Source organism: Vibrio sp. 03-59-1 (assembly GCF_013114135.1).
Taxonomy (GTDB): Bacteria; Pseudomonadota; Gammaproteobacteria; order Enterobacterales; family Vibrionaceae; genus Vibrio; species Vibrio cortegadensis.
This window is the reverse complement of record NZ_VTYA01000011.1, coordinates 1-12,543: the sequence shown is the minus strand read 5'-3', so window position 1 is coordinate 12,543 and position 12,543 is coordinate 1. Positions and strand designations below refer to the sequence as shown.

Sequence of the window (12,543 nt, the reverse complement as noted above, 5' to 3'; positions counted from 1 at the left end):
AAAATGAAATTCATTTCGCGGGCAGTGTATACCACGATTTTAGTTGTGAAAAGCGGTCGAGAACGGTATCTCATGCTCAGGCTTACATACTTCTAGGCTTAACTGTATCAATTGCGGCCAAGGTGAATGTTCATATTGCGTTTTTGCTGTGAGCTCTATTTGAGTCAGCAAAATGAGCAGTCGATGAATCTTCGCTACAGATAAACGTTGAAGCGCGGCATTATAAAACGGTCGCTTTGATTGCCATATTCTATTTTTTTCAAAGACTTGAGCCATATTCATCAGCTTCGATTGTTGATGCATTCTAAGCAGTAGGCTGAACTCTTTTTGAATGCTTCGAAGTAGAATGACCGTTTCGACACCTTCAGCTTCAAGCTGACGTAATATCCGTTGAGCCCGATTAGCTTTGCCTATTAATAGGGCGTCGATCCAATGAAAAGTCGTAAAATGATTGTGTCTGCTTAAGGCTTCTTCTAAGCGAACGAGCGTAAGTTGTCCGTCAGGGTAGAGTAGAACCAATTTTTCTAAGCTCTGAGCCAGTGCAAATAAGTTACCTTCATGCCACTGAGCAAGCATTTGTAGTGCTTCTGGATCTGGCTTTAAGCCTAGTTTTCGACAACGAGCTTGAACAAACTGTGGCAGACGCTGGATGTCTGGTGTTAAGCAGCTGACCCAGTCACCCTGTGCAGAGAGGGCTTTGAACCATTTGGCATTTTCTTGCGCTTTCGTCAGTTTGCTGCCGACAAGGATCAGTAGAATATCGCCATGAAGCAAGCTTGATAGTGCGAGCAACTCTTTTGCTATTACCGCATTTACGCCTGATTCCGGAAGCTCTAATTCAATAATTTGGCGAGAAGAAAATAAGCTAAGAGCTTGGCAGCAATCCGCAACTTGATTCCAATCCAAACTGTTATCAATTGAAAATCGATGTTTTTCATCGAACCCTTGCTCTTTAGCGATATGTTGAATCGCTTCGCGGCTTTCTTGAAGCAGTAATGGTTCATTTCCAAATAGCAAATAGACGTTCTGAAGTTGACGGCTAAGGTGCTCGGTTAATTTGTCTGCATAAATGCGCATTATTGATCTTAATTACTGCTTGTTGATTGGTTATTGCTATTAGGCAAGCTTGACGTCGCGATATCACGAGATTTTTTCAGTTCAGCTTCACTGATTTGAGCCCGAGTTCGAGCAAGCTGACGGATGATTTGAGCGGCAGCCTGTGTACGCATTTCACTTTCAATGACATCTCGTTCAACCGATTTTGCTAGGGCCGTTAATGGGTTGTCTAAGTAATTACGATTAACGGTAGTGGAAAAAACGTCTGAACCAATAGTTGGCAGAGTCACTCGATAAGAGACTTTATAGGTCAGCTCTTTCTCTGCTGCTTGGCTGTTTTGGTATAGAGAAAGAGTCCGTTCATCGATGGTTTCATCGAGGAGGTGAATATTGGGAGTGGTGCTCGATGGTGTTACAAGAGTGATGTTGTTGAGTTTTAGTTGATCTTTGACCTCACGAGTTAACTCATTGTATTGGTCGAAGCTGGTTAGTGAGAGTGTTGCAAGCTCTTGTGGAATGGTGTATTCGCCACGTAAGTGAAAGCCACATGCACTGACTAAACTAGTAAGTAAGACAACAAGTGAAATCTTCATTGACGGTAGGGAAAATAGGCGCATTGTTTGATGGCTCTCATATAGTGGAATACTTATCTCAGCCCACTGTTGTGATAATGGAATAGGTTGAGATAAATAGTGGGTTAGTTATAAATAATAAACAGGACAGTAATGGCTGTCCTGTTTAGAGACAGACTAACTACAAAATAGTTCGTAATTAATCTGCCATATTAAATTAACGTCGCAATCTTAGTTAGCAACGATATTTAGAAGCTTACCTGGTACGAAAATAACTTTACGAATCGTTAGGCCATCTAGGAACTTCTTAGCGTTCTCATCGTTTAGACCAAGTTCACGAACTTGTTCTTCTGTTGCGTCAGCTGCAACTGTTAGTTTCGCACGTAGCTTACCGTTGATCATGACAACGATCGTTTTCTCGTCTTCAACAAGTGCTTTCTCGTCAAATGTTGGCCATGTTGCTGAGTCTACGTTTGATTCACCAAGTGCAATCCACATTTCGTAAGAGATGTGTGGAGTCATTGGGTAAAGCATGCGAACTACTGCTTTAAGCGCTTCATCAAGGATTGCACGATCTTGTACTGATTCTTGAGGTGCTTTCGCAAGCTTGTTCATCAGTTCCATGATTGCCGCAATCGCAGTGTTGAACGTTTGGCGACGGCCAATATCGTCTGTCACTTTCGCGATAGTTTTGTGGATATCACGACGAAGTGCTTTTTGGTCACCAGATAGCGCAGAAGCGTCAACAGATTCAGCTGCACCCTTAGCAGAATGAGCGTGAACCAACTTCCAAACACGCTTAAGGAAGCGGTTTGCGCCTTCAACACCAGACTCTTGCCACTCAAGCGTCATGTCAGCAGGTGATGCAAACATCATGAATAGACGTACTGTATCTGCGCCGTACTTGTCTACCATCTCTTGCGGGTCGATACCGTTGTTTTTCGACTTAGACATTTTGATCATGCCTGAGTGTTCTACGTTACGACCTTCGTTATCAACCGCTGTTTCAATGCGACCTTTACCATCACGCTCGATAGTCACGTCAGTTGGAGCAATCCACTCTTTCGTGCCTTTCTCGTTGGTGTGGTAGAACGCATCAGCCAGAACCATGCCTTGACATAGTAGTTGCTTGAACGGTTCGTCAGACGTCACATAACCCGCATCACGTAGAAGCTTATGGAAGAAACGAGAGTAAAGCAGGTGCATACAAGCGTGTTCAATACCACCAACGTATTGGTCAACTGGCAACCAGTAGTTTGTTTTTTCTGGGTCTAAAATGTCGTCAGCTTGTGGTGAACAGTAACGTGCGTAGTACCATGAAGATTCCATGAACGTATCGAACGTATCAGTTTCACGTAGCGCAGGTTCGCCATTGAATGTGGTTTCAGCCCAAGACTTGTCAGCTTTGATTGGGCTAGTTACGCCATCCATAACTACATCTTCAGGAAGAATCACTGGCAGTTGGTCTGCTGGTACTGGGTGAACTTCACCGTCTTCAGTGGTTACCATTGGGATTGGAGCACCCCAGTAACGTTGACGAGATACACCCCAGTCACGTAGACGGAAGTTTACTGTCTTCTTACCTTTGCCTTCAGCTTCTAGCTTCGCAGCGATTGCATCGAACGCTTCTTGGAACGCTAGGCCATCGAATTCACCAGAATCGAACAGTACACCTTTTTCAGTGTAAGCTGCTTCAGACACATCTAACTCAGAACCGTCTTCAGGCTTGATTACTGGAATGATATCAATGCCGTACTTAGTTGCGAATTCATAGTCACGTTGATCGTGAGCAGGAACCGCCATTACCGCACCTGTGCCGTAATCCATAAGAACGAAGTTTGCTACGTAAACAGGAACAACACGACCGTTAAGAGGGTGGATAGCTGTTAGGCCAGTATCCATACCTTTCTTTTCCATCGTTGCAAGTTCAGCTTCTGCCACTTTGGTGTTGCGACATTCATCAACGAATGCAGCAAGCTCAGGGTTGTTCTTAGATGCTTTCTCTGCAAGAGGGTGACCTGCAGCGATACCAACGTAAGAAACACCCATTAGCGTGTCTGGACGTGTTGTATACACTTCTAGTGGTGCTTCTTCGCCGTTAACAGCGAAAGATAGCTCAACACCTTCAGAGCGACCGATCCAGTTGCGCTGCATGGTTTTAACCATTTCAGGCCAACCTTCAAGGTTGTCTAGGTCGTCTAGTAGCTCTTGAGCGTACTCAGTGATTTTAATGAACCACTGTGGAATTTTCTTTTGTTCTACTGGAGTGTCACAACGCCAGCAACAACCGTCTTCTACTTGCTCGTTCGCAAGAACAGTTTGGTCGTTTGGACACCAGTTAACAGAAGAAGTCTTTTTGTACACTAGGCCTTTTTCGTAAAGCTTAGTGAAGAACTCTTGTTCCCAGCGGTAGTACTCTGGAGTACAAGTCGCGAATTCACGTTTCCAGTCGTAACCAAAGCCAAGAAGCTTAAGTTGGTTTTTCATGTACTCGATGTTTTCGTAAGTCCACGGTGCTGGAGCGGTTTTGTTTTTTACTGCTGCGTTTTCTGCAGGTAGACCAAATGCATCCCAACCAATAGGTTGCATAACATTTTTGCCTTGCAGTCGTTGGAAACGAGATACCACATCACCGATGGTGTAGTTACGCACGTGACCCATGTGCAGTCGGCCACTTGGGTAAGGGAACATAGAAAGACAGTAGAATTTTTCTTTGTTTGGGTCTTCACTTACAACGAAAGTCTCGCTGTTATCCCAGTGTTGTTGAACCTTTTGTTCAATCTCTTGCGGGTTATATTGTTCTTGCATCGATGGTATCCGGTTATCTTGGAATTTGTGAGTTCGGTTAGAACAGAATCTAGTTGATCGTCATAGAATACCTAAAGGAGCGTAGTACAACAATAGAAATACCTATTCCATTGGTTATCTGTAGGCGAAGAGTTCTACTATGATCAATAGAATGAAGGTAAATTCACGGAGGTGGGGTATGCCAAAGCGTAAAAAAGGTTATGAAGAAGTGCTAGAGGATGTGGTTGAAACTCTCAAACACAGCCCTGATGAGATAGGCAATGTGCTTGAAACCTCGGGCAAAGTTGTTAATGCTGCCAATGATATGACAAAAGATGAGCTCTCATTAGTTTCTGCCTATGTTAAATCTGACTTGAAAGAGTTTGCTGATAATTATGAAGAGAGTAAAAGCGGTCCATTTTATTTGATGATCACCGATACTATCTGGCAGGGGTTACTGGAAATTACCGACCGAACCAAAGTTGAATGGGTCGAGTTATTTAAAGATTTAGAACATCAGGGGCTTTATCAATCAGGAGAGGTGATCGGACTAGGTATTTTGGTCTGTGAAAACTGCGGACATAAAGTGCAATATAGCCACCCAACTATTATTTCAACCTGTTCTCGTTGTGGTAATAACGGGTTTAGTCGCCAAGCGTTAAAACCATAGCGAGGCCAGTTGGCTTTATAGCTAAAAAAAGGAGGTATGATCCACTCATACCTCCTTTTTAATGCCATTACGATAGGGCTTAGATTATTCTTTTCTGAATTTCCAACCTATCACTAAACTTAATAGTACCCAAATATATAGCGGCCAAGTGCCTACCGTTCGATACGGTGTCATGCCATCCGTTGAGGTTAATTCAGTGTTAAGAACCGCGGTTTCAAATTGTGGTGCTAGTTCAATTATCTTTCCTTTGTAATCAGTGACACCTGTGACGCCATTGTTGGTTGAACGTATCAGAGGTTTGCCTAGTTCTAGGGCACGCATTCGCGCAATTTCCATGTGTTGCAAAGGCCCGATAGAGCGGCCAAACCAAGCATCATTCGACAAGGTTAAGATAAAATCGGTCTCTTCGGTTACGTTCTGCCTAACTTGTTCATTGAAGATGATTTCATAACAGAGTGCAGGAGCTAAGTGACGCCCATTTGCCACAATATTCGGTTGCACAAAATCACCGCGACTGAACGAAGACATCGGCAAGTTGAAGAAAGGGGCTAATGGCCTTAATAGAGCTTCTAAAGGAACAAATTCGCCAAATGGTAATAGGTGGTGTTTATGGTAACGCTGATTTACATCATAGCGGTAGTCACCGTAAGGCGTGGTTCCTATTGCTAGTACACTATTGTAATACTTTCGGTTTTCAGCTTGGTTAACCACACCTGTAATGATAGCGCTGCTGTTCATTTTGGCCGCTGAATCTAAGTTGCTTAGAAAGGATGAGACTTCAGATTCAAAAGCCGGGATTGCAGCCTCTGGCCAGATGACGATATCAGCATCCCAATTTTCACGGCTTAGATCGGTGTACTTCATGATGGTCGGCCAGCGTTGACTTGGTAACCATTTTAGCTCTTGATCGATATTACCTTGAATAAGTGCCACCGACGTTGTTTTTTCTGGGTTTGGTGTTACCCAATCGATGTTTCGAATTCCAAAACCTGATGCAAGGATCACCATTGGGATAATTGAGACTGCCCAGCGTTTATGAATGATTGCATAGGCTAAGCTAGATGCAGAAATGACAATTAAAAGAGTCAGTAACTCCACACCTCCAATAGGAGCAAACGGGGCGAGGGGGCCATCAATTTGACTATAACCCAGCCAAAGCCACGGGAAGCCCGTCATTACCCAGCCTCGTAGCCAGTCGAAGACTAACCACAGAGCGGGCAGCACGAGAAAATATCGAGATCGAGATCCGCGCTGTTGAGTATGTGGGAAGAATTTGTTTAAACACCAAGCAAACAAGCCTGAGTAAATGGCTAAATAGCCGACCAGCATTGCCATGAGAAATAGGTTAGCAATGAGTGGCATTCCACCGAAGCCTGCAATGCTGACGTATACCCAACTGATGCCAGCACCAAATTGACCAATTCCCCAAGCGTAACCAATCGCTAATGCACTTTTAGGGCTGCGATTATGAATTAACAGGAAAAAAATGGCAGGGCTGAGAATGGCTAACGGCCAGATTTGATATGGAGCAAAGGCAAGTGTGGTTGTTGCGCCAACAAAAACGGCCGCAAGCGGCCGTAGTAGGCGATGAGTAAGTTTATTATTCATCTAATTATTTTCTATGTTCTCTATATAAAGAAACTAGCGTTACTCTTCGGTAGTCGGAAGAGGCTCTTCATCTGGAATTGTTACCTGCAATTGGACAACTCTTCGATTATCTGCTGCCGTTACCTTAAAGCTATAGCGACCTATTTCGACAATTTCTCCGCGTGAAGGGAGGTGTCCAAAGTTAGTCATAACCAACCCACCTACAGTATCTACTTCTTCATCGCTGAATTGAGTACCAAAAGTGTCATTGAAATCTTCAATTGTGGTTAAAGCTTTAACTGCAAAGGTATGTTTGCTCAGCTTACGGATATCAAGCTCTTCTTCTTCATCGTCGAATTCATCTTCAATTTCGCCAACGATCTCTTCTAAGATATCTTCAATGGTGACTAGGCCAGAAACACCGCCGAATTCATCGACGACAATCGACATGTGATAGCGTTCCTCTCGGAACTCTTTCAATAGTCGATCAACGCGTTTGCTTTCGGGAACAACCACCGCAGGGCGGATCACTTGTTCAATATCGAATGGTGCGCTTCCTGAACCTAAGTACTTAAGTAGGTCCTTCGCTAATAGAATGCCTTCCACATGGTCTTTGTCTTCACTGATCACTGGGTAGCGAGAGTGTTGAGCATCAGTAATCAACGCAATTAATGTATCTAAATCATCAGTGCGTTCTACTGTAACCATTTGCGAACGTGGCAACATGATGTCACGTACTCGCATTTCGGAAATTTCCATTACACCCTCAAGCATGTCGCGGGTGTCGTGGTCAATAAGGTCATTAACTTCAGAATCTCGAATAACATCTACGAGCTCTTGGCGATCTTTTGGATCACCTTGAAATATTTGACCTATGCGTTCTAAGAAGGACTTTCTACTCGGACCTTCAGACTTTTTACTTCCCTCAGAAGTGGGGGGGTTACCTTCGTTCATGATTTCTCAAAAAATAACGCTATCAGATGTGTGATAGCACACATAAAGTAGATCTAAGCTAAATACTTAATACTACTGTTTTTCTGCGATGTACGGGTCGTCATAACCCATAGATTGCATGATTTCTGTTTCGAGACTTTCCATCTCTTCAGCTTCATCGTTCTCGATATGATCATAACCTAGCAGATGCAAGCTACCATGTACAACCATATGCGCCCAGTGTGCCAGTAGAGGCTTACTTTGCTCTTCTGCTTCTTTTTCGACAACTTGGCGGCAAATGATGAGATCACCTAAGAGATCGATTTCGATACCCGGAGGCGCTTCAAAAGGAAAAGATAACACATTCGTTGGTTTATCTTTGCCACGGTAGTCATAATTTAGCTGGTGGCTTTCTTGTTCATCCACAATGCGAACCGTTAATTCAGCTTGAGGTTGAAATTGAGTGATGGTTTTGTCTAACCATCCCTGAATATCTTTCTCGCTTGGAAGGCCGCTTTCATTTTCGACCGCTAATTGTAGATCTAGTTCGATTGACATTGGTTCACCAGTAATCTTAGTGCGTAATAATAATTGAATTAGTTTGTCTGCGTATTTTGTGCAAGGGCAGATTCACGCTCTTCACGGCGGCGCTGTTCGATTAATTTGCGCTCTTTTTGATCGTTGTTTTCCCATTTCTCATAAGCGTTAACGATACGAGCAACCACTGGATGTCGTACAACATCGTCAGCTAGGAAGAAATTGAAGCTAATCTCATCGACATCACTGAGCACTTCAATGGCATGGCGTAAACCTGAACGCACGCCACGTGGTAAGTCTATCTGGGTAACATCGCCAGTAATTACCGCTCGCGAATTAAAACCAATACGAGTTAAGAACATCTTCATCTGTTCGATAGTCGTATTTTGGCTTTCATCAAGAATGATAAAGGCATCGTTCAAAGTACGTCCGCGCATATAGGCCAGCGGTGCAACTTCAATGACGTTACGCTCAATTAATTTTTCAACACGCTCAAAACCAAGCATTTCAAATAGAGCATCGTAAAGAGGGCGTAGGTATGGATCGACTTTTTGGCTTAGATCGCCCGGTAAAAATCCTAGCTTTTCTCCAGCCTCGACCGCTGGACGCGTCAGTAGAATGCGACGAACTTCTTGACGTTCTAGTGCATCTACCGCAGCCGCAACAGCCAGGTAGGTTTTACCCGTACCAGCAGGGCCAATACCAAAGGTAATGTCGTGAGTGACCATATTGACCAAGTATTGGCCTTGGTTAGGCGTTCGTGGCTTGATGACGCCTTTCTTGGTCTTGATGAACACCTCTTTGCCGTGCTCCATGACTGAATCGGCAACGTGCTCTAATACACCAGACTCTTTGATCGCTAAGTGGATATGATCTGGTTCGATGTCGGGAGTATTACCACGGACAGGAGCGGTTTCAACATATAGCGTTTTTAAAATATCAAGTGCAGCAGAGGCTGAATATGCCTTACCAACAATACTGAAATAGTTATTTCTATGGTTGATTTCGACGCCTAAGCGACGCTCTAGCTGTTTGATATTATCGTCGAAAGGACCGCAAAGGCTGGATAAACGGCGGTTGTCAGAAGGTTCTAGATCAATTTCTAAAGTTACTATTTTATTGCTCAATGCGACCTCACATTCAGACTATCTAATAAAGCCCGAGGACATCGGGCTTTATTGATACATTATATTGTTATTTTGAGATTATGCTTTTGCAACTAGGGTGTAAAGGTTGCAACGCCTAATTCATCTTCTTTTCGTGTTTTTTCCATCATTTCTGTTGGAGAAGTAACGCTTCGAAGATCCATCTCTTTTTCTGTACGTATCAGCTCACCGCGCAATGAGTTAGTGAAAACATCGGTAATTTTAACATCTACAAATTGACCGATTAGGTCTGCAGAACCTTCGAAGTTAACCACACGGCTGTTTTCAGTACGACCACGAAGTTCCATAAGGTTTTTCTTCGATGGGCCTTCCACTAAAATACGCTGCTCTGTACCTAACATTAGACGAGAAAAACGCATCGCTTGAGCGTTGACCGTTTGTTGTAGTTCGTACAAACGTTCTTTCTTCTCTTGCTCTGGAGTATCACATGGATAGTCTGCCGCAGGAGTGCCTGGGCGAGGAGAGAAGACAAAGCTGAAGCTCATATCGAAGTCGATTTCTTTAATCAGCTTCATTGTGTCTTGGAAATCTTTGTCGGTTTCACCTGGGAAGCCAACAATGAAATCTGAACTGATCTGAATATCTGGACGCGCTTTACGTAGCTTACGAATAATTGATTTGTACTCAATAGCAGTATGAGGACGCTTCATCATGGTCAAAATACGATCTGAGCCGCTTTGTACTGGCAAGTGTAAGAAGCTCACAAGTTCTGGAGTATCTTTATATACTTCAATGATGTCGTCACCAAATTCTAGCGGGTGGCTAGTGGTGAAACGAATACGGTCGATGCCATCGATAGAAGCCACTAAACGTAGTAATTCAGCAAATGAACAAATATCGCCGTCAAACATAGGACCACGATAGGCGTTTACGTTCTGGCCAAGCAGGTTAACTTCACGTACGCCTTGCTCTGCTAATTGTGCAATTTCAAAAAGTACATCATCCATCGGACGACTCACTTCTTCACCACGCGTGTAAGGCACAACGCAGTAAGTGCAGTATTTTGAGCAGCCTTCCATGATAGAGACAAACGCCGTTGCGCCATCTGCTTTTGGTTCAGGAAGATTGTCGAATTTTTCGATCTCAGGGAAAGAAATATCCATCACTGGCTTTTCGTTTGATAGCGATGAGCGGATCATCTCAGGTAGACGGTGCAGCGTTTGTGGGCCAAAAATTACATCAACATAAGGAGCACGTTGACGAATATGGTCGCCTTCTTGAGTCGCAACACAACCACCGACGCCAATCACAACGCCTTCTTTCTTATCTTTCAGTGTTTTCCAACGACCAAGCTGGTGGAATACTTTTTCTTGAGCTTTTTCACGGATCGAACAAGTATTAAGTAGGAGTACATCTGCTTCCTCAGGTACTTCTGTTAGCTCGTAGCCATTTGCAGCATTTAGCAGGTCAGCCATTTTTGATGAATCGTATTCGTTCATCTGGCAGCCCCAAGTTTTTATTAGCAGTTTCTTACTCATCTTTTGTTCGCTCGATCGTTAGTTTAATTTAAGGGAGCAAATCGCCCAGTATTTCTCCGCCTAGAATATGTCAGCTATAGCTGTGCTCAGGCGGCAAGCCGCGTATTGTACTGCTTTAAAAACCAACTGACTAGTAGTCGACGTAAATCTCTTCAAGCCACCATTCCACAAGGTGTTCACTGCTCAAAAAGGGCAGTTTTATCGTTAAATAGTTTCGCAATAAGGTTACGAAATCGTACAATTAAAAATAGGCGATAAATCAACATGATGAAGTGTAAAAAATGAACAAATTTGATATTGCAGTGGTGGGCGGTGGCATGGTTGGTGCTGCGATTGCACTTGGTTTTGCAAAGCAGGGTAGGAGCGTTGCTCTTATTGAAGGTGCACGTCCTAAGGGGTACGAACATGACCAACCAATGGACATTCGAGTCTCTGCAATATCTCAGACATCAGTGAATCTATTGAGCTCGTTAGGGGCATGGGAGGCTGTTTCTTCAATGAGAGTGTGCCCATATCGTCGTTTGGAAACGTGGGAACACCCTGAATGCCGAACTCGCTTTAGTTCTGATGACGTTAATTTAGTCCAGCTTGGTTATATTGTTGAAAATCGTTTGATTCAATTAGGGTTATGGGAGCAATTTGAACAGCAACCTTCATTATCCCTTTTCTGTCCGGATAAATTGAAATCAATTGCATTCGGAGTCGAAGAGAATCAAATAGCCCTAGAATCAGGAACCAAACTCACAGCTAATTGGGTTGTTGGTGCTGATGGAGCTAATTCTGTAGTTAGGCAACAAGCAAATATAGGCGTAACCGCATGGGATTATCGTCAGCACTGCATGTTAATTAATGTTGAAACGGAACTTCCGCAGCAAGATATTACGTGGCAACAGTTTACCCCTTCAGGGCCTCGATCATTCCTACCATTGTGTGGGAATCAAGGTTCACTCGTTTGGTATGATTCACCAAAGCGAGTTAAGCAGCTAATGAATATGAGCCATGTACAATTGCGTAATGAAATTGTGAGTGTTTTCCCTCGCGAGTTAGGTGATATCAAAGTGCTCCAAACCGGATCATTTCCACTTACTCGCCGTCATGCTCAGCAATATCACAAAAATGGATGTGTTCTTGTGGGTGACTCTGCTCATACGATTAACCCATTAGCGGGACAAGGCGTTAATCTTGGCTTTAAAGATGTCGCAGCATTATTAGATATAACGGCTGAACAAGATGAGCTCACGACTGACTTACTGAGAAAGTATGAGCGATGTCGCCGTGGTGATAATTTATTGATGCAAAGCGGGATGGATTTTTTCTACAAAACATTCAGCAATGATCTTATGCCTTTAAAGATGGTAAGAAATGCAGTGCTTAAAGTGGCTGAAAACTCAGGGCCAATGAAGCAGCAAGTACTGAAATATGCCTTAGGGTTGTAGCGGTTTCGGGCAATGCTGTAAGTTTAACTAACTCGAAGAGTAAATAGAGTAGAAGAGAGTCTTTAATAGGCTCTTTTTTATTGCTGAAGAAATATATAGACAGGGGTATAGACTTAGAAATAAGTAGGTATAGAAAGAAATGGGGACTGGTAGAAATAGATAAACAACAGATAAAAGAAAACCCAACTAAAAGCTGGGTTTCTAATTTTCTTTTACAAGAAATAATGGTGCGGTCGGAGAGACTTGAACTCTCACACCTCTCGGCGCCAGAACCTAAATCTGGTGCGTCTACCAATTCCGCCACGACCGCAGCAAGTCTTT

The 12,543-nt window shown here is 43.5% G+C and carries 10 protein-coding genes and 1 tRNA gene; 2 read left to right on the top strand and 9 right to left on the bottom strand.

Annotated elements, in window-relative coordinates:
* Positions 1 to 39: 39 nt before the first annotated feature.
* From holA to leuS, 3 genes are all read right to left on the bottom strand, one after another.
* Positions 40 to 1,077 carry a DNA polymerase III subunit delta gene (gene holA / locus F0249_RS12325; protein ID WP_171756882.1) on the bottom strand — a complete coding sequence of 346 codons (1,038 nt, stop codon included), beginning with the start codon at positions 1,075 to 1,077 and terminating at the stop codon, positions 40 to 42.
* Positions 1,078 to 1,085: 8 nt separating this feature from the next.
* A complete protein-coding gene (gene lptE / locus F0249_RS12320; RefSeq protein WP_171756881.1) occupies positions 1,086 to 1,673 on the bottom strand; it encodes an LPS assembly lipoprotein LptE in 588 nt (195 codons plus the stop codon).
* A 186-nt stretch (positions 1,674 to 1,859) separates the two neighbouring features.
* The gene (gene leuS, locus F0249_RS12315; RefSeq protein ID WP_171756880.1) at positions 1,860 to 4,436 is read right to left on the bottom strand and encodes a leucine--tRNA ligase; all 2,577 of its coding nucleotides are present in this window, start codon (positions 4,434 to 4,436) and stop codon (positions 1,860 to 1,862) included.
* 178 nt (positions 4,437 to 4,614) lie between these two features.
* Here leuS and F0249_RS12310 point away from each other — a divergent pair, with 178 nt between their 5' ends.
* Entirely contained in the window at positions 4,615 to 5,085 is a 471-nt protein-coding gene (locus F0249_RS12310) for a zinc ribbon-containing protein (RefSeq protein ID WP_017053032.1), read from the top strand.
* 84 nt (positions 5,086 to 5,169) lie between these two features.
* Here F0249_RS12310 and lnt read toward each other — a convergent pair whose 3' ends face one another.
* The 5 genes from lnt to miaB form a co-directional block, all read right to left on the bottom strand.
* On the bottom strand, positions 5,170 to 6,693 hold the full coding sequence (gene lnt / locus F0249_RS12305; protein WP_113796457.1) for an apolipoprotein N-acyltransferase: 1,524 nt from the start codon (positions 6,691 to 6,693) through the stop codon (positions 5,170 to 5,172).
* Positions 6,694 to 6,732: 39 nt separating this feature from the next.
* Positions 6,733 to 7,626: a CNNM family magnesium/cobalt transport protein CorC gene (gene corC / locus F0249_RS12300; protein WP_017051695.1), complete on the bottom strand. Its 894-nt coding sequence runs from the start codon at positions 7,624 to 7,626 to the stop codon at positions 6,733 to 6,735.
* 72 nt (positions 7,627 to 7,698) lie between these two features.
* Entirely contained in the window at positions 7,699 to 8,163 is a 465-nt protein-coding gene (gene ybeY, locus F0249_RS12295; protein WP_017051694.1) for an rRNA maturation RNase YbeY, read from the bottom strand.
* Between the two features lie 38 nt (positions 8,164 to 8,201).
* Positions 8,202 to 9,269, bottom strand: a complete 1,068-nt coding sequence (locus F0249_RS12290) for a PhoH family protein (RefSeq protein WP_171756879.1) — start codon at positions 9,267 to 9,269, stop codon at positions 8,202 to 8,204.
* Between the two features lie 92 nt (positions 9,270 to 9,361).
* Positions 9,362 to 10,786, bottom strand: coding sequence for a tRNA (N6-isopentenyl adenosine(37)-C2)-methylthiotransferase MiaB (gene miaB / locus F0249_RS12285; protein ID WP_029203265.1), 1,425 nt, complete (start codon positions 10,784 to 10,786; stop codon positions 9,362 to 9,364).
* 281 nt (positions 10,787 to 11,067) lie between these two features.
* Between miaB and F0249_RS12280 the strand changes: the two genes are divergently transcribed.
* Positions 11,068 to 12,222 carry a 2-octaprenyl-3-methyl-6-methoxy-1,4-benzoquinol hydroxylase gene (locus F0249_RS12280; protein WP_171756878.1) on the top strand — a complete coding sequence of 385 codons (1,155 nt, stop codon included), beginning with the start codon at positions 11,068 to 11,070 and terminating at the stop codon, positions 12,220 to 12,222.
* Between the two features lie 225 nt (positions 12,223 to 12,447).
* On the opposite strand, the gene F0249_RS12275 is transcribed toward F0249_RS12280, so the two are convergent.
* Positions 12,448 to 12,532: transfer RNA gene (locus F0249_RS12275), tRNA-Leu, on the bottom strand.
* Between the last annotated feature and the right edge of the window lie 11 nt (positions 12,533 to 12,543).

Coding starts and splice junctions, on each gene's coding strand:
- holA (WP_171756882.1), bottom strand. CDS start 1,077: ATGCGCATTTATGCAGACAAATTAACCGAGCACCTTAGCCGTCAACTT.
- lptE (WP_171756881.1), bottom strand. CDS start 1,673: ATGCGCCTATTTTCCCTACCGTCAATGAAGATTTCACTTGTTGTCTTA.
- leuS (WP_171756880.1), bottom strand. CDS start 4,436: ATGCAAGAACAATATAACCCGCAAGAGATTGAACAAAAGGTTCAACAA.
- F0249_RS12310 (WP_017053032.1), top strand. CDS start 4,615: ATGCCAAAGCGTAAAAAAGGTTATGAAGAAGTGCTAGAGGATGTGGTT.
- lnt (WP_113796457.1), bottom strand. CDS start 6,693: ATGAATAATAAACTTACTCATCGCCTACTACGGCCGCTTGCGGCCGTT.
- corC (WP_017051695.1), bottom strand. CDS start 7,626: ATGAACGAAGGTAACCCCCCCACTTCTGAGGGAAGTAAAAAGTCTGAA.
- ybeY (WP_017051694.1), bottom strand. CDS start 8,163: ATGTCAATCGAACTAGATCTACAATTAGCGGTCGAAAATGAAAGCGGC.
- miaB (WP_029203265.1), bottom strand. CDS start 10,786: ATGAGTAAGAAACTGCTAATAAAAACTTGGGGCTGCCAGATGAACGAA.
- F0249_RS12280 (WP_171756878.1), top strand. CDS start 11,068: ATGAACAAATTTGATATTGCAGTGGTGGGCGGTGGCATGGTTGGTGCT.